This window comes from Streptomyces sp. NPDC048002, assembly GCF_040653275.1.
Lineage (GTDB): Bacteria > Actinomycetota > Actinomycetes > Streptomycetales > Streptomycetaceae > Streptomyces.
Genome location: NZ_JBEZNL010000001.1, coordinates 574,273 through 597,506, shown reverse-complemented (window position 1 = coordinate 597,506; position 23,234 = coordinate 574,273). Strand labels below are relative to the sequence as shown.

The following is a 23,234-nucleotide window of genomic DNA, read 5'->3' as shown; positions in this document are numbered from 1 at the left end:
GGTCCAGGGCCGCCGTCCGTGTGTGCGGGCGGCGGCCCCGGACGGAGTGTCCGTCTCTCGATCGGCTACTCCGCTGAACGCCGACCGGTGTAGTGTCCCTCGGCCGTGGCCAGGTCGCCGTATCGGCGGTCATAGAGACGCTGGTTCACGTCGCGGGCAGCGGCGACGATCTCCGGGTAGGGACGGTCCGTGACGGAGACGAAGCCAATGTTGTAGTTCTCCCCGTCGAGTGCTCTGCCAGTCACGGGCGAGTCGGCATACTGGAACCAGTGGCCGCCCACCATGTACGGGTTGTCAATGAGCTGGTCCATGTACTCGGCGTACATCCGTGCCCGCTCGGCCTGCGTTCCCGCCGAGACGAGACCCGGATGCGGCTGCCCGGTAGTGGTCGTTCCCATGTGGAACTCTCCGATGAGGCTGGGCTTGTCGAGCTCTTCGAGGAACGCCCACTCGCTCGGGTGCAGTCCTTCGCGGTACTCGTTGTAGCTCATGACGTCGACGTACTTGCTCGCTGCCTCGACGACCTCCGGTGTGCGGCCCCAGCTGGCGAACCTCGAACCCGCGTAGAGGTAGTCCGGCATCACCTTGTCGAGCTCGGCGTCGACCGTCTTGAAGTACTGAGTGGCGTAAAGCGTCATGAGCTCGGAGTAGTCGGCCTGCTTCGCGGTCTCGTCGGAGCCGAGGTCGGCACTGCCGCTACGGAGTGCCTCCCATGATGGAACTGTCGTCTGCCAGGCGGCGTTGAGAGCGTCGATGGTCCCGTACTTCTCTTCCAGTTCGTCGGAGAACGCCGACTTGGTGGGGCTCTCTGCCGCGTCACGTGACATGGTGTCGATGACGATGCCGTAACGGGTGCTGAAACTGCCGGTGTTGCCCCAGCTCAGTTCGTTGTCCATGAATACGCCGATCGCCCACGGGCTGTCCGCGACCTCGTCGGCTACGGCTCGCGCGGTTCTGGCTGCGGCGTCGGAGAACGCGGGGTCGAACGGGTCCGGCATCGGGCCCCAGTAGTCCTGGCCGGTGCTCACCGTTTTGAAGTCGCCCTTGATCCAGCCGTGGGCGAAGTACGGGATTCGATCGTTGTCGTACATCTCCGGGTCGGTCCAGTTGCCGAAGGAGGTGAAGCCCCAGCTGAGCATCCGGTCGACCGTGTTGTCCCGCCACCGCTCCATGTAGTTGCTGCCGGGGTACTTCCGGGCGACGTTCGCCTTGTAGAAGCTGTAGGTCTCGCCCTGCGCGACGGGACCGGCCAGGGTGTCGGGGGCATATCCGAAGCCCTCGCCCGCGCGGGTGCCGTACTTGGGCAACTCGCTGAAGAGGTCGGCGCGGGTTTGGGACATCTTCGTGCGGGTCGGCAACGCCGACTGCTGGACGCGGTTGAGGTCCTCGGGGCCGCCGGCCGTCAGGCTGGGGGGCGGCAGCTCCTGGATCGCGTCGTGGTCGAAGTCGTAACCCGTCGTGGTCGGGGAGTCGAACATGCGGGCGTTGTCGATGCCGGTTGAGAAGAACAGGTAGCCGTCAGGGTCCACCAGGGTCCACTGCCCCTGGTACTTCTCCACGCGGAAGTTGCCCGTCGCCTCGAGTCGTGGACCGTTCAGCCAGCCGCCGTACCTGGACCGGTCCTCCGGAACTGGATGCCTGCGAAGGTCCTTGGCTTCGGCAGCGCGCTGCCGAAGAATATCCGACGTCCTGGAGACCTTTCCCTTGTAGTCGACCTTGCTGTTCTGACCGAAGGCGTCGACCAGGCCCTTGAGGTAATCGGGGTCTGCCGGCGCGTCACGGACGACGCGGATGTCGTCCACGATGACCGACCGGTCGTGCAGCAGGCCGGCGACGTAGAAGTTCAGCTGGCTGATGCGGCTCGTGTCCGTCTCCTTGGAGCCCCACATCCAGACCGCAGAGGTGACGTCCTTGTCCGCGAGCCAGGACGGATCGGCGCGCAGCCCGGTGTCGCGGTGGAGCGCGGGGCTGTCGACGTCGAAGTAGTACGTGCCACCGCCGCCGGCCGGGACGTTGACACTGCGGGTGGCGACGCCGGTCGAGCTCTCCAGATCGATCGTGAGCTGGACGGAGCGGCCGCTCGGGTTCGTGAGCTCCATCGCGATGCCGAGCGACTCGGACTCCTCCGCCGACCAGTTCCACACGGGCTCGGGGCGTACGGAGAATGAAGAGTAGTAGTTCTTCTGGGCCTGGAAATCGACCCGGAGCTTCTTGTCGCCGCGACCGACGATCGTCGTCTTCGCCTGGTACGGGCCGACCTCGGCCGGTACCAGGCCGTCCTGGAAGTCGTAGAGCATGGTCTCGTCGCCGAGGTCATGAGCGCCGGCCGCGACGGCCGGAGGGCTGGTGGTCGCCAGGACGAACCCTGCGCAGGCGGCCGCTATCAGAACAGGCCACCTCACGCGGAACGACCTGCTGGCTCGCGGCGGCGGAGTGGTGCAAGCGCGCTTGTGCACGGTCATGCTTCCCTCCATCTGGGAGGTGAGCAGAGGACCGGCTCGCGCGGTCAACTGCTCACGCTGCGCCTCGATCTACCGTGACCGAAGGGGCGCGGCCCGATGGTAAACCGGTTTTTTTGAGCGGGGCAAGTGTCTGCACCAGATTGCGTCCTGTGTGGCGTGCAACCATGTGACGGGACAAAAGCGCAGCTCAGAGAAGGGGTGACGGCTCGGTGGAGGGCAGGGCGAGCATCCGGCCGGGTGGAAGAACGCCCTGCCCACACGCTCACGACGACAAGATGGGCTCCGCCCGGAGGGGGCCCGGACGCTCCGCTGGGGCCGCACCCGAGCGCCGGATGGGTAGGAAGTCCCCCGGCGGGGCCTCGCCGTCAGACAGCGTGACGCACGTACACGGTCTTGCGCCGGAGGTACTTCTCATAGCCGTGCGGGCCGTCGTCGCCTCCGAGGCCGGAGCTTTTCCAGCCCGTGTGGAAGCCCTGCACCTGTTCGGGCCCGGCCTGGTTGACGTAGACCTCCCCGAATTCCAGGGCGTCGATCATGCGCATCGCCCGGGAGAGGTCTCGGGTGTAGACGTAGGCGGTCAGACCGTATGCGGTCGAATTGGCCGCGGAGACGACCTCGGCTTCGGCGTTGAACGGAATGATGGGCAGGACCGGCCCGAAAACCTCCCGCCGCGCGATGTCCATCTCGGGACGCACGCCCGTGAGCACCGTGGGCGCGAACCACGCGCCGGACTGGTACTGCTCCCCGTCGGGACGGCCGCCTCCGGTCCGGACGCGGGCACCGGACGCGACGGCCGCATCAACCATCCCCTGGACCCTGGTCCGTTCCCGCTCCGCCACGAGTGGGCCCAGTCGCGAGCCGGCCGCGAACGGATCGAGCGGGGTCACCGAGGCGAACCGGTCGAGCACGCGGCGCACGAACTCGTCGTGCAGATCGGCGTGCACATAGGTCACCTCGTTGCACGTGCAGACCTGTCCCGTGTTCCAGAGCCGTGCGTCGGCAGCGGCCTCGACCGCGGCGTCCAGGTCCGCGTCCTCGAAGACGATGAACGGAGCCTTCCCGCCGAGCTCGAGGGAGACGGGGATGATCTGGTCGGCCACCTGGGCCAGAATCTCCCGGCCGCCGCGTGTCGAGCCCGTCATGGTGACCATCCCGACGCCTGGGTGGGTGACGAGGGCCCGTCCGGTGTCCCTGCCCTCTCCGCACACGACGCTCAGCAGCCCGTCAGGCACCCCGGCCAGCTGGCAGAGCCGGGCGAGAGCGAGTGCGGAGAGGGGAGTGAGTTCTGACGGCTTCAGGACGACGGCGTTGCCGGCCATGAGCGCGGGAGCGACCTTGCGGGCGAAGATGGCGACCGGGAAGTTCCAGGGGAGGATCGCCGCCACCACGCCAATCGGTTCCTCGCGCACGTAGAGCGACCGGCCCGGCTCACTCGCCATCATGGAGCCCACGGCCCGGTACTTCTGGCTGATCGCGAAGTCGAAGAAGGCGCACGCGCCCTCCGTCTCGCCACGGGCGTCGGAGAGAGGCTTGCCCTGCTCCACCGAGACGATCCGCGCCAGCTCTTCGGCGTGCACCGCGATCGCGTCGCGCACGGCTTCCAGCACGGCCGCGCGCGCGACGTGACTGCGGCGCCCCCATTCGCGCTGCGCGGCCACCGCCGCCGTCACGGCCCGGTCCACCGTTGAGGAAGAGCTGCTGGGCACCTCGGCGACGAGTTGCCCGTTGGCGGGATTGATCACCGGGAGCGTGCCGTGCGAGGAGTCGAGCTCGTATTCACCGGCGACGAAGGCCGCCGGTGCGCTGCCCAGCAGCCCTTTGCTGTCGAAGAGTTCGTGAGTCACGTCGTTCCTTCCCGCCGAGGACGCCTGAATCACGTCCGCGCGTCACAGATAACCGGTTTACCATACGGTGACACGCCTGGTCGACAACGGGCATCGGAGCACGCCACGATCCTCTGCCAGGCAAGATGTTCGTGGCAGCGGCGGTGGGAGAGGGGCACGGAATGACATCGGAGGCAGGGGCGGGCCAGGCGAAAGCGCTCCCGGCTCGAGCGCGGCTCGTCGACGTGGCCAAGCGCGCGGGGGTGACCAAGTCCGTTGTCTCACGGATCCTGAACGACGACACCACGCTCCGGATCAGGCCCGAGACACGTGAGCGCGTCCTCGCTGTCGCCGCGGAACTCGGGTACCGGCCCAACGTCACGGCGCGCGCCCTGTCGGTGTCGCGGACCAGGGCGTTCGCGCTGCTCATCCCTGATCTGTCGAACTCCGTGTACGCCGCGGTCACCCGCGGAGCCTTCCGCAGGGCGCGTGACCACGGCTACGTGCTGCTCATCGCCGAGGACGCCGCAGGGGACGACGACGCGGCCTATGCAGAGCTAGTGACGGCCGGACGGGTGGACGGTCTCCTCGTCGCGTCGTCCCGGCCCGAGCACCCCCTGGTCGAGCGCCTCCTCGCCGATCGCGGTGGGCTGGCACACGTCTTTCTCAACCGAGAGGTCCAGGGGTCCAACCGCAATGTCGGCATGGATATGCAGGGGGCGAGCGCTCTGGTCGTCGACCACCTTCATGGCAGGGGGCATCGGCGTATCGGAATGGTGACGGGTCCCCTGGACCTTGCTCCGGCCCGGTCCCGGCTTGACGGGTTTCAGGGCAGGCTGCGCGAGCTGGGCCTGGACGACACCGCCCACTCCGCCGGAACCTTCAGCGAGGCTGGCGGATGCGCGGCGGCACATGGACTGCTTGACGCGCGGCCGGAGCTGACCGCCCTGTACGCCAGCACGTTCCCGCAGGCCGTCGGGGTGATGAAGGCGGTGCGCGACCGAGGGTGGAAGGTGCCCGACGACGTGTCGCTGATCGCGTACGACGACCTCCCCATGGCGGAGTTCCTCGATCCTCCCCTCACTACCCTCGCCATGCCGCTGGCGACGCTGGGAGCCGCGGCCGTCGACGCTCTCGTCGACCAGATAGAGGGACGTGTGATCGGCAGCCGTCAAGTGCTGGGGGGGTACGAGATCGTGGAGCGGGCCTCGGTCGCCGCACCGCGAGACTGACGACTTCGAGGCGGTCGTGAGCTGATCGACGGGCGGCTGTCACCCGGGAGACAGCCGCCCGTCGACGTGTATGAGATCGAGGGTTGTGGGGTACGGGCTGCCACGCTACGGTGGAAAACCGGTTCTCCAGTGGGGGGCATCCCGATGCAACGACGCTCGAGGGAGATGTTCGATGACCAAGCCTGTTGTGCCCAGCGGTGTGTCCCGACGGGGATTCCTGGGCGGTTCACTGGGTGTGGCAGGGACGGTGCTGTTGGCCGCGTGCTCTGGTGGCGGAGACTCGTCCCAAGGCTCCGGTGGCTCGAAGTTCGCGTTCTGGGACATGCCCTGGGGGTCGCCCGGGCCGGACTACCTCGCCGCCGGCAAGGAGATCTCCGCAGCGTTCCCGGGTGGCTCGGCGACGTACCAGTCGATTAGCTGGGACGGGTGGCTTCAGACGTTCAGCTCGGCCATCGCCGCTGGGACCGGTCCGGCCATATCCACGGGCGGGGCGTTCCAGTCGTTGCAGTACTACGTCCAGGACGCGGTCCATCCGGCCGACGGGGTAATCGCGAAGCTGAGGTCCAAGGGGCAGCTGGACGACTTCCTGCCGGGCACGATCGATGTGTTCAAGTACAAGGGCGCGTACACCGCACTGCCGTGGAACGTGGACTCGCGGCTGCTCTGGTACCGCAAGTCGCTGCTGGAGAAGGCCGGTGTGGAGGAGCCGCGCAGCTGGGACGACCTGTACCGGGTTGGTGTGGCGCTGAAGAGGAACGGCGTGTACGGCATGGTCGCCTCGGGCGGTGCCGGGGGCAACGCCTACCAGACGTTCCTGTCGTTCGTGTTCAACAACGGTGGGGGCCTGTTCAACAAGGCCGGTGAGCCGCAGTGCGTGACGGACGCGAACGTGGAGGCCGTGGAGTTCCTCATGAAGCTGGCCAAGGACGGGATCATGGACCCGGGCAGCGTGAGCTATACGGTGGCGAACCTGAACGACCAGTTCTCCTCGGGCGCCGCGGCGATGTCGATCCTGCCACCGGACATCGCCAATTCCTTCGACGACCCGAAGCTCAAGGCCGACATCACGCTGGGCAGCCCCCTGACCAGCCCGAACGGTACCAAGGGCACCATGGCGTACACCTCGGACCTGATCCTCTACACCGGTGACTGGGACACGGACGTGGTCGAGGACTTCACGGTCTACTACCTCGACGCCATGTCGGCGTACTGGAAGAAGGGCGTCCTCAACAAGGTCCCGGTGCGCCAGAGCATCCTCGAGCTGCCCGAGGTGCAGGCGCAGCCCAACCTGGTCAAGGCGACCAAGGAGTGGCTGCCCGTGGGCAAATCCCTCACCCAGCTCGCCGGTGAGCCCTTCCCCGAGATCAACGCGATCGACGGGGGCCAGGCTATCACTCAGTGGGCCCAGCAGGTCATCCAGGCCAAGAGCACTGGTGAGCAGACCCTTCGGACCCTGCAGGACGGCATCGAGAAGGTCATGTGACCCACGGGTCATTTGACGCACAGAAGGAGGCGTCCATGACGGACGTGTCGGTGCCGAGGAGATCGGCGGCCAAGACGGACAGGCCTCGGAGCCGCGGGAGGAAGGCCGGGAGCCGGCACCCCGGGAGTACGAAGACGATGGCGGCGATGCTCGCCCCGTCGATTTTCCTGCTCATCGCTCTCAACGCCTATCCGCTCTTCTACGCGGTTTCCCAGTCGCTGCGTGACGGCGGGATCGCGGGGCCCGGGGAGTTCATCGGCCTTGAGAACTACACGACCGCCTTGCAGGACCCCGCGTTCTGGGAAGCCGGGCGCTTCACCCTCCTGTTCACGGTGGTCTCGGTCTTCGTGGCCTGGGTGATCGGCACAGCCCTCGCTCTCGTGCTGCGCCGGTCCTTCCCCGGCAGGTCAGTGTTCCGGGTGCTGCTCCTGCTGCCCTGGGTGGTCCCGGTGGTTGTCAGCACGACGAGCTGGAACTTCCTGGTCGCGACGCCGTCCAGCCCGGTGCCCACGCTCCTGCGTGAGCTTGGGTTCGGTGACGTCCAGATCCTGGCCAACCCCAATTCGGCGATGGCGATCGTGATCGTCTTCAAGATCTGGGGGACGGTCCCCTTCATGATGATGATGATGAGTTCCGCGCTGCAGGCGGTGGACCCCAGTGTCGAGGAAGCCTGCCGGCTCGACGGGGCCAGCCGTTGGCAACGCATCCGGCACGTCATCCTGCCGATCATGTCGAAGCCCATCTACATTGCGTGGGTACTCGCCTCGATCTTCACGATCAACGACTTCCCCTCCGTCTTCCTGCTGACCGGGGGAGGACCCGTCGGGTCGACCTCGACGCTCGTCGTGTTCGCCTACCGGCTCGTGTTCCAGGACTTCCGCACCGGTTACGGCGTCGCGGTCGCGTTCCTCATCACCACCGCCATGATCGCCATGTCCATCTACTTCTTCCGTCGCATCAACCGTGCGTCGGCGAACGGCTGAGGGCGGTACACATGACCACTCCAGTACATTCCGCCCTCCGGGCCGGAGCAGCCACCCCCGCCGACGACCGCATCACGCGCAAGCAGCGGCGGGAATCCGCTGCGGGGTGGGCCAAGACAGCGGTGATGTCCGTCATCACACTCGTGGCCCTGGCACCCATCATCATGATCCTGGTCCTGTCGGTCCGCTCGGGACAGACCGCCGCCGGGACGTACTCGTGGAACTTCTCGAACTACGTCGAGATCTTCTCCAAGACCCCTGTCCTCGACTACCTGTACAACAGCCTTGCCGTCACCCTGGGGACGACCGTGTTCGCGGTCGTGATCGGGGCGTTGGCGGGCTATCCGATGTCGAGACTGCGCAACAGGTTCATCGGTGGCTACACGCTCTCGCTCTTCGTCGTCCAGAGCCTGCCCGTCATCGTCTTCGTCATCCCGCTCTTCGTGGTCTTCGCGAAGATCGGGATGGCTGACACGCTCAGCGGTGTGGCCGTCATCTTCATCGCCGGCAGCATGGCCGTCACGTGCTGGATGATGGCTGCCTACTACGACTCCATCCCCGTCGAGCTGGAGGAGGCCGCCTGGGTCGACGGGGCCTCCCTGTGGGGAGGATTCGTCCGTGTGGTGCTGCGCAACTCGTACCCGGGCATTCTCTCGGCGGCGATCTTCAGCTTCCTCGTCGCGTGGAACGACTACCTGGTCGCCACCGTCTTCCTGAGGTCGCAGAGCAACTTCACGCTGCCGATCGGGCTCCAGACCTACTTCCAGCAGAATGCCACCGACTGGGGGCCCGTGATGGCGATGTCGGTCGTCATGCTGCTGCCGCCGGTGATGGTGTTCGCCGTGCTCAACCGATTCTTCTCCATCGGAGGGATCGGCGGAGCGATCAAGTGACCACCCCTCATGAGGAGTACGAGCGCATGACCATGCCCGCAGAGAGTGCGGCGACCGTTCGAGGCAGGCGGTATCCGGCTGATCCCGAGTGGTTCTGCGACTTCCGTACGTTCCCTGTCCAGGGACTCGGTCCCGAGGCGGGCGTACACCGCCGGGACCCGAGCTCCGTCCTCACGGTCGACGGGCGCTACCACGTCTGGTACACCCGCTCGACCGGGGAGACCGATGGCTTCGGAACCGGCGACCCGACGGCCAAGGTCTTTCCCTGGGACTGGTCCGAGATCTGGCATGCCACGTCCGACGACGGCGCCGCCTGGGTCGAACAGGGGCGTGCCCTCGGCAGGGGCGAGCCAGGCAGCTACGACGACCGGAGCGTGTTCACCCCGGAGGTCCTGGAGCACGAAGGCTGGTTCTACCTCGTTTACCAGGTGATCCGGTCGCCCTACGTGCTACGGAGCTTCGAGTCCATCGCGATGGCGAAGGCACCGAGCCCGGACGGTCCGTGGGTCAGGTCCCCCCGGCCGATTCTCCGACCCCAGGCGGACGGCGAGTGGGCGGGAGAGGAGGACAACCGGCTGAGCGTCGTCTCTCAGGGGTCCTTCGACAGCCACAAGGTGCACGACCCGATCCTTGTCCCGTTCCAAGGCAGATTCTTCCTCTACTACAAGGGCGAGCAGATGGGGGAAGGGTTCTCCGCCGGCGGACGCACGACCCGGTGGGGCCTGGCGATCGCCGACGACATCGAGGGCCCGTACCACCGATGTCCGGCCAACCCCGTGACGAACAGCGGACACGAGACCTGCGTCTGGCGATACGGCGACGGCATCGCCGCGATGCTCACCACCGACGGGCCGGAACGCAACACGATGCAGTTCGCGCCCGACGGGATCAACTTCGAGATCATGGCCTACATCGCGAACCCACCCGTCGCCGCCGGTCCCCTCAGGCTCCCCGACCACGCCGTCGCGCCACTGGACGGGGTTCGCTGGGGACTGTGCCATGACGTCACGGCATCGTGGCACTACATCCAGGGGTTCGCGGCCGACGAGAGACAGAAGACGTTCTACACCAGCGGCCTGAGCCCCGAGACGGCGGAATCGACGGCGGTCGACGTGCTTCCCGCTCCGCACGAAAAGTGACCTCAGCTCCTTGCCATGAGGCCGGGTCAGACGCACACCTCAGAGAGAAACGGTACAAGGCATGATCGAACGGGTATGTACCGACCTCTATCGCATACCGCTCCCGACCAAGCTCACCGACTCGACGCACGGCGCCATGATGGACTTCGAGCTCATCACCGTGCGGATCGAGGACAGCGACGGGGCGACAGGTCTGGGCTACACCTACACGGTCAACCATGGCGGGGCGGCCGTGGCGACGATGGTGGACAAGGACCTCACGGGCTGCCTGCTCGGTGCCGACGCCGAGCAGATCGAGAAGATCTGGCAGTCGATGTGGTGGCGGCTGCACTACGCCGGCCGCGGGGGGCACGCCACATCGGCGATCTCGGCCGTCGACATCGCCCTGTGGGACCTGAAGGGAATCCGGGCACGGACGCCGTTGTGGAAACTGTTCGGGGGATACGACCCTGTCGTGCCCGTGTATGCCGGCGGCATCGACCTGGAACTGCCCGTCGCCGATCTGAAGATGCAGGCGGACCGCTTCCTGGCCGAGGGATTCCGGGCCATCAAGATGAAGGTGGGCCGCCCCGACCTCAAGGAGGACGTCGACCGGGTGTCGGCGTTGCGTGAGCACCTCGGCGACTCCTTCCCGCTGATGGTTGACGCCAACATGAAGTGGACGGTGGACGGGGCGATTCGCGCGGCTCGGGCACTCGCACCCTTCGACCTGCACTGGATCGAGGAGCCGACGATTCCCGACGACCTTGTCGGCAACGCCCGGATCGTTCGGGAGAGCGGTCACACCATCGCGGGCGGCGAAAACCTCCACACCCTGTACGACTTCCACAACGCTGTCCGCGCCGGCTCCCTGACGCTTCCCGAGCCGGACGTCAGCAACATCGGCGGGTACACGACGTTCAGGAAGGTCGCCGCTCTGGCGGAGGCGAACAACATGCTGCTGACGTCGCACGGCGTGCACGACCTCACGGTGCATGCGCTCGCCTCGGTCCCCCACCGGACCTACATGGAGGCACATGGCTTCGGCCTGCACGCCTACATGGCCGAGCCGATGGCCGTCACGGACGGATGCGTCTCCGCTCCCGACCGCCCCGGGCACGGTGTGGTGCTGGACTTCGAGCGCCTTGGCCGTCTGGCGGTGGGGTGACCGGTCGCCCGGCTTGCGGCCGACCCCGTCGGCACCGTCGGCGGACCACCGGCCACGGCCGGTATGCCGATGAGCGGGCAGTCCCCGGTGACCGGGACCGGCTGCCTCCCCGTGACGTCCCATGACGTAAGGAATCGACATGCTTCCCATCATCGGTGCTCTCCGCCCGTGGGCGGACCCTACGGTGACATCCCTGCTCCGACTCCCGATGCGCGCGCGTCCCGCGGCCGAGGGGGACCGCCGGCTGTCGCTGGACGGCACCTGGTCCTTCCGGCTGTTTCCCTCTCCCGACCAGGTGCCTGCCGATGCCGTGAGAGGAGAGCGGGAGCCCGGGCGGTGGCAATCGGTCGGCGTGCCCGGTAGCTGGCCGGTCCAGGTGGCCGACGACATTCCGCACTACACGAACATCCAGATGCCGTTCGCCGAGCCTCCGCCGCGGCTCCCGTCGCGCAACCCCACAGGTGTGTACCGCACGGCGTTCGACGTCCCGTCCCGCTGGGAGGGCCAACGGTTGCTGCTGCACGTGGGGGGCGCTGACAGTGTGCATGCCGTCTACCTCAACGGCGTGTTCGTCGGATACGGCACCGACGCCCGTCTCGGGAGCGAGTACGACGTGACCGAAGCGGCCCGCGTGGGGAGGAACCAGCTTGCCGTGGTCGTCGTGAGGTACTCGGCGCACAGCTTCGTCGAGGACCAGGACGGATGGTGGCTCGCCGGTCTCCACCGCGGTGTGCGTGTCGAGGCCCGGCCGCCTGTCGGACTCGTCGACCTGGATGCCCGGGCGGACCTCGATCCCCGCTCTGGTGAGGGAACGCTCGATGTCCGCGCCACGGTCGACTTCGGCGAAAGCACGGAGGCGGAGGGATATCGCGTGCGGGTTTCGCTGTCGGGCCGCGACGGTGCGGGTGTGGCGAGGCCTCAGGACGCGCCGGTTCCCCACGCGGTCAACAACACCTACGAGTTCTCCGGGCACATCGCCCGGCTGCGCTGGGACGGGCTTCGGATCCTCCCCTGGTCGGCGGAGACGCCGGCGCTCTACGAAGTCGCAGCGGAGCTCATCGACCCGGCCGGAGACGTGGTCGACGCGACCCGGGTACGCGTGGGTTTCCGACGCGTCGAGATCGACGGGCCGGACTTCCTCGTGAACGGCCGACGTGTGTGGATCTTCGGGGTCAACCGGCACGACCACCACCCCGACACCGGTGCCGCGGTCACCGTGGAGGACATGCGTGCCGACCTGGCGGCCATGCGCCGGATGAACATCAATGCCATCCGTACGTCCCACTATCCGAACGACCCCGCCTTCTACGACCTCTGCGACGAACTGGGCTTCTACGTCGTCGACGAGGCCAACATCGAGTCGCACGCGTTCAACTGGTACCTCTGCGGCGACCCGCGGTACCGCGCGACCTGGCTGGAGCGCGGGGCCCGCATGGTGGCGCGTGACCGCAACCATCCCTGCGTGGTCCAGTGGAGTCTGGGCAACGAGAGCGGGTACGGCGTCAACCACGACGCTCTCGCGGGGTGGATCCGCCGCGCCGACCGCTCGCGTCCGCTCCACTACGAGGACGCCATCCGGAACTCCGGGTGGACCGACGGGGGCCGTCACGCCACGGACGTCGTCTGCCCGATGTATCCCGGCATCGAGGAGATCCGGGCCTATGGGGAGCAGGTGGCCGCCGGGGCGGCGGACCGCCCCTTGATCATGTGCGAGTACTCGCACGCCATGGGTAACAGCAACGGCTCACTGGCCGACTACTGGGATGTCATCACCTCCACGCCCGGACTTCAGGGCGGCTTCATCTGGGAGTGGAAGGACCACGGCCTGCGACAGCGGCTCCCCGACGGAACCACCCGCCTCGCGTACGGTGGGCAGTTCGGCGACGCGCCCCACGACGCGAACTTCGTCGCGGACGGCCTGGTTTCCGCCGATGTCGAGCCTCACCCCGGAACGGCCGAAGTCGCCTGGGCGTACCGGCCTGTGACCACTGAGTACGTGGACGGCGGGTTGTACGTGACCAACCGACGCCGTTTCGCCTGCACGGGAGACCTCGCGGCAGGCTGGGAACTCCTTCTGGACGGCGCCCCGGCGGCCTCCGGCACGCTCGACCTCCCCGACGTCGCGCCCGGTGGGAGCGTGACCGTGCCGCTGCCCGTGGACGCGGCGTACTCGGGCGCCGCGCAAGCCCTGCTGACCATCACGTGGCGGACCCGAACAGAGTCGTGGTTCGCACCGGCGGGACATCCCGTCGCGTGGGACCAGCTCGCTCTGCGGGACGGACGACCCGCCCCCGGCCCGCCGGCGAAAGGGGCTGTCGCGGTGCCGGGCGAGACGGCGGACGACCCGATGCCCAACGTGTGGCGCGCTGCGACGGACAACGATGGGCTCAAGCTGATGGAGCACATCGTCCGTGTGAGAGAGATGGGATCACGCACCCTTATCCGCTGGAGGGACGCCGGCCTGGACACGCGGCCCGCGCACGAGATCGTGGACCACACCGTCTCCGTGTCCAGGAGCGAGAGCGGTGCGGAATACCGTCACCGGTTCGAGGTGCCCGACGAGGCGACGGACCTGCCGCGTGTCGGCGTGCTGTTCCGCGTGGACCCCCGATTCGACCGGTTCGTCTGGTTCGGGCGGGGCCCGCACGAGAACTACCCGGACCGGAACCGGTCGGCGATGTTGGGCCGCTGGTCGTCGCAAGTGGAACCCTCTCCCTACCTCGTGCCGCAGGAATTCGGGCTGCGCACCGGGACGCTCTGGCTTGAGCTGATCGACGACGATCGCGGCGACCGCCTTCGGCTGACCTCGCTCGGTGGTGACTTCTGCTGGTCGGCGACGCGGTTTGCGCCTCAGGCGCTGTTCGCCGCCGAGAACGCCAGTGATCTGCGCGAGGACGACCGACTGGTCGTGTGCCTGGATGCGGCGCACAGGGGGGTCGGGACCGGGGCGTGCGGGCCCGACGTCCTCCCGCGGTACCGGATCGGACCGGGACGGTACGAGCTGGCCTACCGGATGGAACTGGTCCCCGGGGTGCAGGGGGTGGCGGGGGCGCCGCCGCACCCTCAGGACTCATCCGCGTGCCGCATCGGTTGACGGTAGTCAGCGCAAGGACCGTCATGTAAGCTGAAAAACCGGTTTACCTACCTGGGTTGCGGTGACTGGCGCGATCTGGTCGACAGGCGGACGTAGGAGCCGTGGCCGAAGACGGGCGGGTCGTTCGACTGCGGCGAAGTGGTCCAGCCGGCTGCCGACGACAGTCAAGACGCCTGAACCACCACGGCCACCGCCGGCGCGGTTCGGACCACGTCGCCGCCGGTACCGGGTGTTCGCGAGTACGGCGCTCGGTGAACTGAACAAGCCGTAGCAGACGCTCTGCACCGCGGAGGAAGCCTTCCAACCGAGCGATCGCCGGTGGGAGGGAGTCACGCGGGGCGCCAGGGCGGCGTTCCGTCGAGCACCATCACACATCACACAGAGCCTGGAGAGTGATCCGCCTGATGACGGCCATGAGAACGGCAGGCGGTGGCCCACTGGTGGCCATCACGGAGTGCGACCATGATTCCTTCGACATAGAACGAGACGTAGTCGCCTCCGCAGGGGGGCAACTCCTCGTCACCCAGTCCCGGGACGCCGACACGATCGTGGTCAATTGTGCCGGCGCCGACGCGATCGTGGTGCAGTACGCGGCGATCACGGAGCAGGTGATGGACCGTCTCCCACGCCTCAAGGTGATCGGACGCTACGGCGTCGGTGTCGACTCGGTGGACGTGGAGGCGGCGACGCGGCGCGGCATTCTCGTGTGCAACGTGCCCGACTACGGCACGGAGGCGGTATCGGACCACGCGATCGGGCTCGCCCTGTCCGTCGCCCGGGGCATCCCCCGTCTCGACCGGGGCGTGCGCGCCGGCTCGTTCGACCTCCCTGCGGTGCGTCCCCTGTACCAAGTGGGCCAACGAGTCTTCGGAGTCGTCGGGATGGGCCTTATCGGCGCGGCCACCGCACGCAAGGCAGCAGGCCTCGGCTATGACGTCATCGCCTACGACAGCGCCGCGGACCCGGACTCGCAGACGTTCCGCGGTTTTCGCTCCGTCGGCCTCCACGAGCTGCTCGAACGGGCACAGGTCGTCTCCGTCCATACGCCCCTCACGGAGCAGACGCGCGGTCTGCTGGGCGCCGACGCGTTCGCACGGATGCGTCCCGACGCGATCGTCGTCAACACGAGCCGAGGCGGGGTGATCGATACGGGTGCTCTCGTTGACGCCCTCAAGCGCGGCGCCGTCGCAGGAGCTGGCATCGACGTCCACGAGATCGAGCCGCTCCCGCGGGATCACCCGCTGACGTCGTTCGACAACGTCGTACTCACGCCGCATCTTGCCTGGTATAGCGAGGAGTCCTACGCGGAGCTCAAGAGGCGCACCGTGGAGAACGTCGTCGACGCCTGCGCTGGGCGCACGCCCCGAAATGTGGTGAATCCCGAGGCGCTGCCGGCGGCTGCGCAGCGGTCGGAGGGTCGGCGATGACGGGCGGGATGAGCGCCGTGGTGTGGGCCGGCGTCAACGATGTCCGCGTGGAGGAGGTGCCGATGCCCGAGGTGCCGCCGGGATGGGCGCTGGTCCGGGTCGCGTGCACCGGGATCTGTGGCACGGACCTGGGGATCGTGCATGGCAAGCACCCGCGGGCGCGACAGGGACTGATCCTCGGTCACGAGATCTCGGGCTGGGTCGAGGTCACGGCGCCGGGCGGGCCTCCGGAACGTGCGCTGGTGGTCGCAGAACCGCTGATCTCCTGCAAAGACTGCCGTGCGTGCCGGGAGGGCCACAGCCATGTGTGCGCCCGGCTCGGTCTGTTCGGCATCGACGCGCCAGGAGGCGCCGCGCAGTTCGTGGCGCTGCCGACGTCGACTCTGCATCAGGTCCCGTCGCGCGTCGGACCCACGCAGGCGGCGCTGACCGAGCCGCTGGCGGTCGCCGTACACGCGGTCCGCCGCTCGGGGATGGCAGCCGGGGATGTGGTGGCTGTCTTCGGCGCGGGGCCGATAGGCATACTCACCGCACTGGTGGCCCGGCACGAGGGGGCATCGCACGTGGTGGTCGCCGAGCCGAACGCCCGCCGTCGTGCGGTGGCGAGCGACATGGGGCTGATCGCGGTCCCTGACGGTGCACAGCTGTGGGACATGGTCGCGGAGCTCTCGCAGGGCGACGGAGCCGACACGACGTTCGACAGCGCGGCCCACCCCGCTGTGGCCGCCGAACTCGCCGATGTCACCCGTGTCCTCGGCCGCGTAGTCATCGTCGGTGTGTACAAGGAACCGGCCGCGGTCGACCTCCAGGCCGTGTGCTTCAAAGAGCAGTCCGTGGTCGGCGTGCGGGTCTACACGCGCGAAGACTTCCGCACCGCGATCGACCTGGTCGCTCAGAACGCGCTGGGGCTGGACAGGTTCCCGGTGTCCGTCTACGGGTTCGACCGGATTTCCGACGCCTTCGACGCAGCGGCCACAGGGTCGGGCGGACTGAAAGTTCTCATCAGCGCACACAGGGACGAAGCCGCATGATCTCCCCATTCGACCTCACGGGCCGTACCGCCGTCGTCACGGGCGGAGGGCGCGGCCTCGGACTGGGTATCAGCCGCGCGTTGTTGAACGCGGGCGCCGATGTAGTCGTGCTCAGCCGGAGCGCCCTGGATGACCGGCTGAGGCGGACAGCCGCAGATCTCGGACGCTCGGTGAGTCACGTCGGTGTCGATCTCCGGGACCGCGAGGGCGTGGCGGCCGCGGGGGCCGAAGTGCTCGCCGGTCACCAGGTCGACATCCTGGTCAACAACGCCGGAGCGCAGATCCGGCACCCTGCCGAGGACTTCCCGCTCGATGCCTGGGACGCGGTGCTCGACGTCAACCTGCGCTCGGTGGTCCAGCTGTGCCAGATCTTCGGGCGGCCCATGATCCAGCGCGGTGAGGGAAAGATCATCAACCTCGCATCACTGCTCAGCTTTCAGGGCGGATTCACCGTGGCCGCGTACGCGGCGAGCAAGGGTGCCGTCGCGCAGCTCACCAAGGCTCTGTGCAATGAATGGGCGGGCCGGGGGGTCAACGTCAACGCGATAGCGCCCGGATACATGGCCACAGAGATGAACACGGCACTGCTTGAGGACCCCGTCCGGCTGGAGCAGCTCTCGGTCCGTATCCCGGCCGGCCGATGGGGAGGCCCGGATGACGTGGGCGACGTGGCGGTTTTCCTGGCCTCCCGCGCGGCGGCATACGTTCATGGCCAGGTCCTCGCTGTCGACGGGGGATGGCTTGCCCGTTAGGCGCCGGGCGCCGCAGTTCGGTGACGTGAGTCGAGGCGCCGTCCACGCCGGTGCCGGGGAGCGCGGCGCCAACGCCACGGCCGGAAGGTCGCGTGGGACGAGGACACCGAGCGGCAGATGCAGGTACGCGGGCGACCCGCCGGGCGCACCGCCCAGGAATCTACAACTTGTCGTCAAAAGGCGAGGAATATCGCACCAAGAGGGGATTCGCGGTGAGAATAGTGAAGGTCCGCACCTTTCACGTTCGCCCTAGATGGCTGTTCGTGGCGGTGGAGACCGACAAGGGTGTCATCGGATGGGGTGAGGCCGTTGTCGAAGGGCAGGCGAGGGTCGTCGAGCGCATGATCGGCGACCTCGCGGAATACCTCGCAGGGCGCGATCCCAGACGGATCGAACACCACTGGCAGGGAATGTACCGTGGGGCCTTCTACCGCGGCGGAGCCGTCCTGTGCAGTGCGATCAGTGGAATCGACCAGGCGCTGTGGGACATCACCGCCAGGGACCTGGGAGTCCCCGTCCACGCATTGCTGGGCGGCGCTGTTCGTGATTCGGTGCGCATGTACGGGCACGCCCGGGGCGTCACGGACGCGGAGTTCGCCCAAGCCGCGCGGCGCTCACGGTCCGCGGGAATGACGGCGATCAAGTTCGGGTTGGACGGACCGGTAAGGGCCCTCGACACAGTGGAGTACGTCGACCGCCAGGTTGCCCGCGTCGCTGCGGTTCGCGAGGCTGTGGGCCCCGCCTTCGACATCGCGCTCGACTTCCACGGCCGCACGTCACCTGCCATGGCCCGACGCCTGGCAGAACGCCTGAGTCCGATGGGCCCCCTCTTCATCGAGGAGCCGTGTCTCCCAGAGAACGTCGACGCCCTGGCGGAGATCGCCAGGGCGACGAACGTGCCGATCGCGGCCGGCGAACGGATCTTCACCAAGTGGGGCTTCCGGGAACTCCTCGAACGCCGGGCCGTGTCCGTCGTCCAGCCCGACCTGTGCCATGCCGGCGGGATCAGCGAAGTCCGTCGGATCGCCGCCATGGCCGAGGCCCACTACGTCGCGCTCGCTCCGCACAACCCCCTGGGGCCCGTCTCGCTGGCCGCCTGCCTTCAAGTGGCGGCCAGCACACCCAATTTCCTGATCCAGGAGTATCTGGCACTGGACGACGGCGCCGATCTCGGCGCCGGGATCCTGGCGGTCCCGTTCTCGGTCGAGAACGGACACATAGCCGTACCCACCGGGCCGGGCCTGGGCATCGAAGTCGACGAAGCACAGCTCATGGACCGTGTCTACGCCGGCGACTGGACCACACCCCGCTTCACCCACCAGGACGGATCGCACGGTGACTGGTGACGCGGGCCGACAGCGAAGCACTCGACACCTCGAACAGGCGGGACAGAATGGGGACCATGAAGACCGGGCGCCGGCCGGACGAGGGAGCCGTCGGAACGTCCGTGACCATGCACGAGGCGGAAGCCCGATGACCCGGCCTGTGGTGGAAGGAGGGCCTGCCGTCGTCTGTCTGGGCGAGACGATGGCGCAGATCGTGCCGATCGACGGCCTTCGTCTTCACGAGGCGTCCGCCTGTGCCTTCGGGGTGGCGGGCGCCGAGTCGAACGTCGCGATCTCCCTCTCGAGGCTGGGCACAGCCGCGTTCTGGGCCGGATTCGTCGGAGACGACCCGATGGGTCTCCGTGTCCTTGGCGAACTCCGTCGGCACGGCGTGGTGACGAAGCTCGCGCGTACGATGCCGGGACGCAGAACGGGCGTCTACTTCAAGGACCCCGCGCCCGAAGGGTCCGACATCTACTACTACCGGTCCGGCTCGGCCGCCACGCTCATGGACGGAGAGTACGCGGAACGGATCGCTGCGGTGCGTCCCCGCTGGATCCACCTGACCGGTGTGACGCCGGCCTTGTCGGAGAACTGTCGTGAAGCGGTCATCTCGCTGATCGAGCTCGCGGGTGACACGGGAGCGAGTGTCAGTTTCGACGTCAACTACCGCCCGTCCCTCTGGCCAGCCCGCGACGCTGCGGCACAGTCGCTCATGGCCATCGCCGATCGTTGCAATGTGGTTTTCGTCGGCCTCGACGAGGCGCAGACCCTGTGGAAATCTTGCACCGCGGGAGCGGTCCGGGACCATCTCCCGAGTCCGGACGTCGTCGTAGTGAAGGACGGCGGCAGAGAGGCCGTCGCCTTCCGCGGAGGCCGTCGGACCGCGGTGCCCGCGCTGCCCGTCGACGTGGTCGAACCCGTCGGTGCCGGTGACGCGTTCGCCGCAGGATGGATTCACGGAGCCCTCGTGGGCCTTGACGATGCCGGTTGCCTGCGACTCGGGCACTTGCTGGCCGGTGCCGCGATGACATCGCTCTCGGACGTTGCCGACCTGCCTACCGCCCCGGCAGCGCTGGTAGCACGGGCGAAGCACGGCAACGAATGGCCCGGACACGGTTCCCCTGCCGAGGCGAGCCCACACCTCTGAACACCAAGCACCCCACGGACACCGTCGTCGGAGGAGTCATGCCGCGTTACGAGACTGCCAGCCGAATCGCCCGAGATGGGGTCGTCGCTGTGGTCCGCTCACAGAGCCCTGATCTCGCCCGAGAGCAGGCACTAGCCCTGTTGAAAGCCGGTCAGCGCGTCGTGGAGGTGTCGATGACCACTCCCGGGGCCCTTGATGTCGTCGCGGACCTGAGCCACGGCTGGTCGACGCACGAAGCTCTGATCGGTGTCGGCACCGTCCTGGACGAAGCCACCGTACGCATGAGCGAGCTCGCCGGCGCACGATTCGTCGTATCTCCCACGGTGAACCGCACTGTCCTCCGAGCCGCACATCGCTACGGCATGGCGACCCTGGCGGGCGCACTGAGCCCCACCGAGGCCGTCACGGCGATCGAGGAAGGCGCCGACTTCGTCAAGTTGTTCCCCGCGAGCGTATACGGTGCGGACGCCGTGAGACATCTGCTTGCTCCCTTCCCACAGCTCGCCCTGGTTCCCACCGGCGGCGTGCCCCTCGAGCTGGCGCCCGACTACATCCGGGCCGGTGCGGTGGCTGTGGGAATCGGCAGCGAACTGACTTCAGGAGACCCTCGCTCGATCGAGGGCAGGGTGCGGCAGTTGCGCACCGCGGTGGCCCGAGAGAAGGCCGAGCGCACGGCGAGGGCATGACCATCCTGTCCGGCGGTGCGGAAGGCACTGCGACGCGGCGCGGCGTGGGCGCGCGCTGGTGGTCATGCGTTCGGCTGGATGACGGTTCCGGCTGGGCCGAGCAGCAGCCAACGCGCCGGGCGAGCCGTGAGGGCGATCGTGAAGAGAGGAGAAGACGGCGTGTGTGTCCGGCTGGAACCTTCCGTCTTTCTGCCTGGGCCTCGGGTCCCGGGAGAGCCTGGAGACTTCGGGTCTCCGTCGACGCTTGCTGATGCGATGAGGAGCATTCGATGCGACGTACTGAGTCCCGGCGGCTGGTGGTAACCGGGGGCTTCGGCCGGGTCGCGGGAGTAGTTGTGCCTCCGCTGGCCAAGAACTGGCGTATTCATGTCATTGACAGGTCTGTGGGAGACCCTTCATTCTCACCTGAGCGAATCACGATCAGCGACATGCGCGACCCGGAACCTCTGCGACGGGCGATGCGGGGGGCCGACGCGGTGCTCCATCTTGCCGCAAACGCCAGTCCGTGGTTGCCGTGGCCCGTCGCGATCGACAATCTGACACTGGCACAGAACACGCTCGACGCCGCCGCGGAGGAGAGTGTGCCCACCGTGGTGCTGGCCAGCTCGGTGCACGCCGCCGGCGGAGCCTACCGAGAAGGGCACGTTCCCGTTGCAACCGATCGGCCTGCGCGCCCGTGCTGCCACTACGGCACCGGCAAGGCGGCGATGGAGGCGGCCGCCGCACTGCATCACGATGCTACGGGCGCTGGGGCCTCTTGCCTGCGACTAGGGCTCACCGGCTGGCCGCTGACACATCGCGAACTGGCAGACGGCTGGCTGGGTGAGGCGGATGCGGCCGCGCTGGTTCGACATGCCTTGTCCGCCTCCGGGGCGGGTGTCTACCACGGAGTCTCGATCCACGGTGCACGCGCCTGGGACGTCAACAACGCAGCGCGCGACCTCGGGTGGGCGCCGCGACAGGAGTTGCCTGTGCCCCTTGGCTCCCTGCCTGCTCTGGAGTCGTGGCCGTGCCGCATGTTCAGCGGTCCCCGGCGGGCGACGACGTGACAGAGCATGTGAACCGCTCGCGGGCCGGCCGTACCCATGGAATCCCGACGGCGGCCCAGACCTTGCCCTCTGACGGCATTGGCGCCGGCCGCGGATCAGCGGAAGGAGGCTCACCTGGCGCGTGGGAACCGCCGGGCGTACGCGTCGTCGTCACCACTCTCGATGCCGAGTGACCACTTGGTAGCCGAACTCGCGTACGGGGCCGATGTGCTTGGGGTAGTGCCAGGTCACAGCGGGTTCGTCGGGGGCGTTCAGAGTGGTGCCGTCGATGGCGACCACGCGCTGTCCGCGGTAGAAGGCGCAGGTCTGGGCAGGGGTGGCCACCGGCCCGGCCAGAACGGTGAACAGGGCACGCAAGGGGGCGACGCCCAGCCGGCGGCGGGCCCGTGACAGAGACGACGCGCACGCATGAGCCACGACAATATTGCCGAGGCCCGCGGTGAGTTTGCTCCAGACGCCCTCGTAGGAGGACCGTTCGAAGAAGGCCAGGGCCAGGACGAATGACGGCGGCCAGCAGAAATTGGCTCTGTCGCGAGTTCCGTGATTCCCGAGATGTTGATCTATCTCGGGCGTGATCATGCCCGATGTCTGTCGCTAACCTCCTCGCCGCCCTGTTCCCGCACTTCGTACGTCTGCACGTCGAGTTTGTTCGAGTCGTAGGCCGGACCGTCTGTATCCGGGCTCGGGGGAAGGAGACGTCGGCGGTCTGCACCGGGTGCGGGGAAGCGGCGACGCGGGTGCACAGCCGGTACGAGCGCAGGCCCTCCGACACCGCAATCTCGAACCAGCAGACCGTGCTTCATCCGCAGGTCCGCCGGTTCTTCTGCGACCGGGCCAGCTGCGAACGCCGGACCTTCGCCGAGCAGATATCCGGCCTGACGTTCCGGCACGGCCGGTGCACCGTGCTGCTGCGCACGATCCGCGAGCAGATCGCTCTCGCCCTGGGCGGCCGCGCCGGCGCCCGCCTCACCGAACGCCACGCCATCGGCCTCGGCAAGGACGCCTTGCTCCGGCTCATCCGCAGCCTGCCCGACCCGGACGTGAAGACCGTCCGTGTACTCGGGGTCGACGATTTCGCCCTGTAGAAGGGGAACCACTACGGACCGATCATGATCGACCTGGAGGAACGCCGCCCCGTCGATGTCCTGCCCGAACGCTCCGCAGACGCCCTGGCCAACTGGCTCACCGCCCACCCCGGCACCGAGATCATCTGCCGCGACCGTGCCGCCTGTTACGCCGAGGGAGCCGACCGCGCAGCAGGCACCGCCACCCAGGTCGCGGACCGATTCCACCTCTGGCAGAACCTCGCCGACGCCACTGAACGCCTGGTCAAGCGGCTTCGCACGCAGTGGGAACCACCCCCGGCGGCGAAGCAGGAGGCCGTACCCGACGTTCCCGAGAGCACGCGCACCCAGCAGACTCGGCAACGGCACGCCGCCGTTCACGCGCTCATGGCCAAGGGCGTCAGCCACTCCGGCATCGTCGCCGAGTTCCGGATGGACCCCAAGACCGTACGCAAGTACATGCGCGGCCACCGCGGACGAGCTGGTTACTGACC

The 23,234-nt window shown here is 67.9% G+C and carries 18 protein-coding genes and 1 pseudogene; 16 read left to right on the top strand and 3 right to left on the bottom strand.

Features of this window, described 5'->3' with window-relative positions; translation table 11 throughout:
• Positions 1-65 precede the first annotated feature (65 nt).
• Both AB0E07_RS02675 and AB0E07_RS02670 read right to left on the bottom strand, forming a co-directional pair.
• On the bottom strand, positions 66-2,402 hold the full coding sequence (locus tag AB0E07_RS02675) for a beta-galactosidase (RefSeq protein WP_362245593.1): 2,337 nt from the start codon (positions 2,400-2,402) through the stop codon (positions 66-68).
• 425 nt (positions 2,403-2,827) lie between these two features.
• Positions 2,828-4,306, bottom strand: a complete 1,479-nt coding sequence (locus tag AB0E07_RS02670; protein ID WP_362245591.1) for an aldehyde dehydrogenase — start codon at positions 4,304-4,306, stop codon at positions 2,828-2,830.
• 131 nt (positions 4,307-4,437) lie between these two features.
• On the opposite strand from AB0E07_RS02670, the gene AB0E07_RS02665 reads away from it, so the two are divergent.
• From AB0E07_RS02665 to AB0E07_RS02600, 14 genes are all read left to right on the top strand, one after another.
• The gene (locus AB0E07_RS02665) at positions 4,438-5,517 is read left to right on the top strand and encodes a LacI family DNA-binding transcriptional regulator (protein WP_362245589.1); all 1,080 of its coding nucleotides are present in this window, start codon (positions 4,438-4,440) and stop codon (positions 5,515-5,517) included.
• 322 nt (positions 5,518-5,839) lie between these two features.
• The gene (locus AB0E07_RS02660; RefSeq protein ID WP_362245587.1) at positions 5,840-7,000 is read left to right on the top strand and encodes an extracellular solute-binding protein; all 1,161 of its coding nucleotides are present in this window, start codon (positions 5,840-5,842) and stop codon (positions 6,998-7,000) included.
• A 137-nt stretch (positions 7,001-7,137) separates the two neighbouring features.
• On the top strand, positions 7,138-7,983 hold the full coding sequence (locus AB0E07_RS02655; protein ID WP_362245585.1) for a sugar ABC transporter permease: 846 nt from the start codon (positions 7,138-7,140) through the stop codon (positions 7,981-7,983).
• Positions 7,984-7,994: 11 nt separating this feature from the next.
• The gene (locus AB0E07_RS02650) at positions 7,995-8,876 is read left to right on the top strand and encodes a carbohydrate ABC transporter permease (protein WP_362245583.1); all 882 of its coding nucleotides are present in this window, start codon (positions 7,995-7,997) and stop codon (positions 8,874-8,876) included.
• Between the two features lie 26 nt (positions 8,877-8,902).
• Positions 8,903-10,015 (top strand): glycosyl hydrolase, encoded by a 1,113-nt coding sequence (locus AB0E07_RS02645; protein ID WP_362245581.1) that lies wholly within the window; start codon positions 8,903-8,905, stop codon positions 10,013-10,015.
• Positions 10,016-10,076: 61 nt separating this feature from the next.
• A complete protein-coding gene (locus tag AB0E07_RS02640) occupies positions 10,077-11,162 on the top strand; it encodes a mandelate racemase/muconate lactonizing enzyme family protein (protein WP_362245579.1) in 1,086 nt (361 codons plus the stop codon).
• Between the two features lie 139 nt (positions 11,163-11,301).
• Positions 11,302-14,256 (top strand): glycoside hydrolase family 2 TIM barrel-domain containing protein, encoded by a 2,955-nt coding sequence (locus AB0E07_RS02635; RefSeq protein ID WP_362245577.1) that lies wholly within the window; start codon positions 11,302-11,304, stop codon positions 14,254-14,256.
• 440 nt (positions 14,257-14,696) lie between these two features.
• On the top strand, positions 14,697-15,683 hold the full coding sequence (locus AB0E07_RS02630) for a C-terminal binding protein (protein ID WP_362245575.1): 987 nt from the start codon (positions 14,697-14,699) through the stop codon (positions 15,681-15,683).
• A gap of 8 nt (positions 15,684-15,691) precedes the next feature.
• A complete protein-coding gene (locus tag AB0E07_RS02625) occupies positions 15,692-16,714 on the top strand; it encodes an alcohol dehydrogenase catalytic domain-containing protein (RefSeq protein ID WP_362245573.1) in 1,023 nt (340 codons plus the stop codon).
• Positions 16,714-17,466 carry an SDR family oxidoreductase gene (locus tag AB0E07_RS02620; RefSeq protein WP_362245773.1) on the top strand — a complete coding sequence of 251 codons (753 nt, stop codon included), beginning with the start codon at positions 16,714-16,716 and terminating at the stop codon, positions 17,464-17,466. Before AB0E07_RS02625 ends, AB0E07_RS02620 begins: the two co-directional genes overlap by 1 nt.
• Before the next feature lie 221 nt (positions 17,467-17,687).
• Positions 17,688-18,812 carry a galactonate dehydratase gene (gene dgoD, locus AB0E07_RS02615; protein ID WP_362245571.1) on the top strand — a complete coding sequence of 375 codons (1,125 nt, stop codon included), beginning with the start codon at positions 17,688-17,690 and terminating at the stop codon, positions 18,810-18,812.
• A 127-nt stretch (positions 18,813-18,939) separates the two neighbouring features.
• A complete protein-coding gene (locus tag AB0E07_RS02610) occupies positions 18,940-19,941 on the top strand; it encodes a sugar kinase (protein ID WP_362245569.1) in 1,002 nt (333 codons plus the stop codon).
• A 38-nt stretch (positions 19,942-19,979) separates the two neighbouring features.
• Entirely contained in the window at positions 19,980-20,627 is a 648-nt protein-coding gene (locus tag AB0E07_RS02605; protein WP_362245567.1) for a bifunctional 4-hydroxy-2-oxoglutarate aldolase/2-dehydro-3-deoxy-phosphogluconate aldolase, read from the top strand.
• Positions 20,628-20,896: 269 nt separating this feature from the next.
• Positions 20,897-21,676 carry an NAD-dependent epimerase/dehydratase family protein gene (locus AB0E07_RS02600; protein WP_362245565.1) on the top strand — a complete coding sequence of 260 codons (780 nt, stop codon included), beginning with the start codon at positions 20,897-20,899 and terminating at the stop codon, positions 21,674-21,676.
• A 150-nt stretch (positions 21,677-21,826) separates the two neighbouring features.
• Here the strand turns inward: AB0E07_RS02600 and AB0E07_RS02595 are convergent, their stop codons facing one another.
• On the bottom strand, positions 21,827-22,255 hold the full coding sequence (locus AB0E07_RS02595; protein WP_362245563.1) for a transposase domain-containing protein: 429 nt from the start codon (positions 22,253-22,255) through the stop codon (positions 21,827-21,829).
• 5 nt (positions 22,256-22,260) lie between these two features.
• Here AB0E07_RS02595 and AB0E07_RS02590 point away from each other — a divergent pair, with 5 nt between their 5' ends.
• On the top strand, positions 22,261-22,761 hold the full coding sequence (locus tag AB0E07_RS02590) for a transposase family protein (protein WP_362245561.1): 501 nt from the start codon (positions 22,261-22,263) through the stop codon (positions 22,759-22,761).
• 15 nt (positions 22,762-22,776) lie between these two features.
• Positions 22,777-23,232 (top strand): annotated as a pseudogene (locus AB0E07_RS02585) (transposase); the annotation flags it as partial.
• Positions 23,233-23,234 lie beyond the last annotated feature (2 nt).

What these genes read in the sequence shown, in the direction of transcription:
- AB0E07_RS02660 (WP_362245587.1), top strand. Translation starts at nt 5,840, where the DNA reads ATGCCCTGGGGGTCGCCCGGGCCGGACTACCTCGCCGCCGGCAAGGAG.
- AB0E07_RS02655 (WP_362245585.1), top strand. Translation starts at nt 7,138, where the DNA reads ATGGCGGCGATGCTCGCCCCGTCGATTTTCCTGCTCATCGCTCTCAAC.
- AB0E07_RS02650 (WP_362245583.1), top strand. Translation starts at nt 7,995, where the DNA reads ATGACCACTCCAGTACATTCCGCCCTCCGGGCCGGAGCAGCCACCCCC.
- AB0E07_RS02645 (WP_362245581.1), top strand. Translation starts at nt 8,903, where the DNA reads ATGACCATGCCCGCAGAGAGTGCGGCGACCGTTCGAGGCAGGCGGTAT.
- AB0E07_RS02640 (WP_362245579.1), top strand. Translation starts at nt 10,077, where the DNA reads ATGATCGAACGGGTATGTACCGACCTCTATCGCATACCGCTCCCGACC.
- AB0E07_RS02635 (WP_362245577.1), top strand. Translation starts at nt 11,302, where the DNA reads ATGCTTCCCATCATCGGTGCTCTCCGCCCGTGGGCGGACCCTACGGTG.
- AB0E07_RS02625 (WP_362245573.1), top strand. Translation starts at nt 15,692, where the DNA reads ATGAGCGCCGTGGTGTGGGCCGGCGTCAACGATGTCCGCGTGGAGGAG.
- AB0E07_RS02610 (WP_362245569.1), top strand. Translation starts at nt 18,940, where the DNA reads ATGACCCGGCCTGTGGTGGAAGGAGGGCCTGCCGTCGTCTGTCTGGGC.
- AB0E07_RS02605 (WP_362245567.1), top strand. Translation starts at nt 19,980, where the DNA reads ATGCCGCGTTACGAGACTGCCAGCCGAATCGCCCGAGATGGGGTCGTC.
- AB0E07_RS02600 (WP_362245565.1), top strand. Translation starts at nt 20,897, where the DNA reads ATGCGACGTACTGAGTCCCGGCGGCTGGTGGTAACCGGGGGCTTCGGC.
- AB0E07_RS02595 (WP_362245563.1), bottom strand. Translation starts at nt 22,255, where the DNA reads ATGATCACGCCCGAGATAGATCAACATCTCGGGAATCACGGAACTCGC.
- AB0E07_RS02590 (WP_362245561.1), top strand. Translation starts at nt 22,261, where the DNA reads ATGTCTGTCGCTAACCTCCTCGCCGCCCTGTTCCCGCACTTCGTACGT.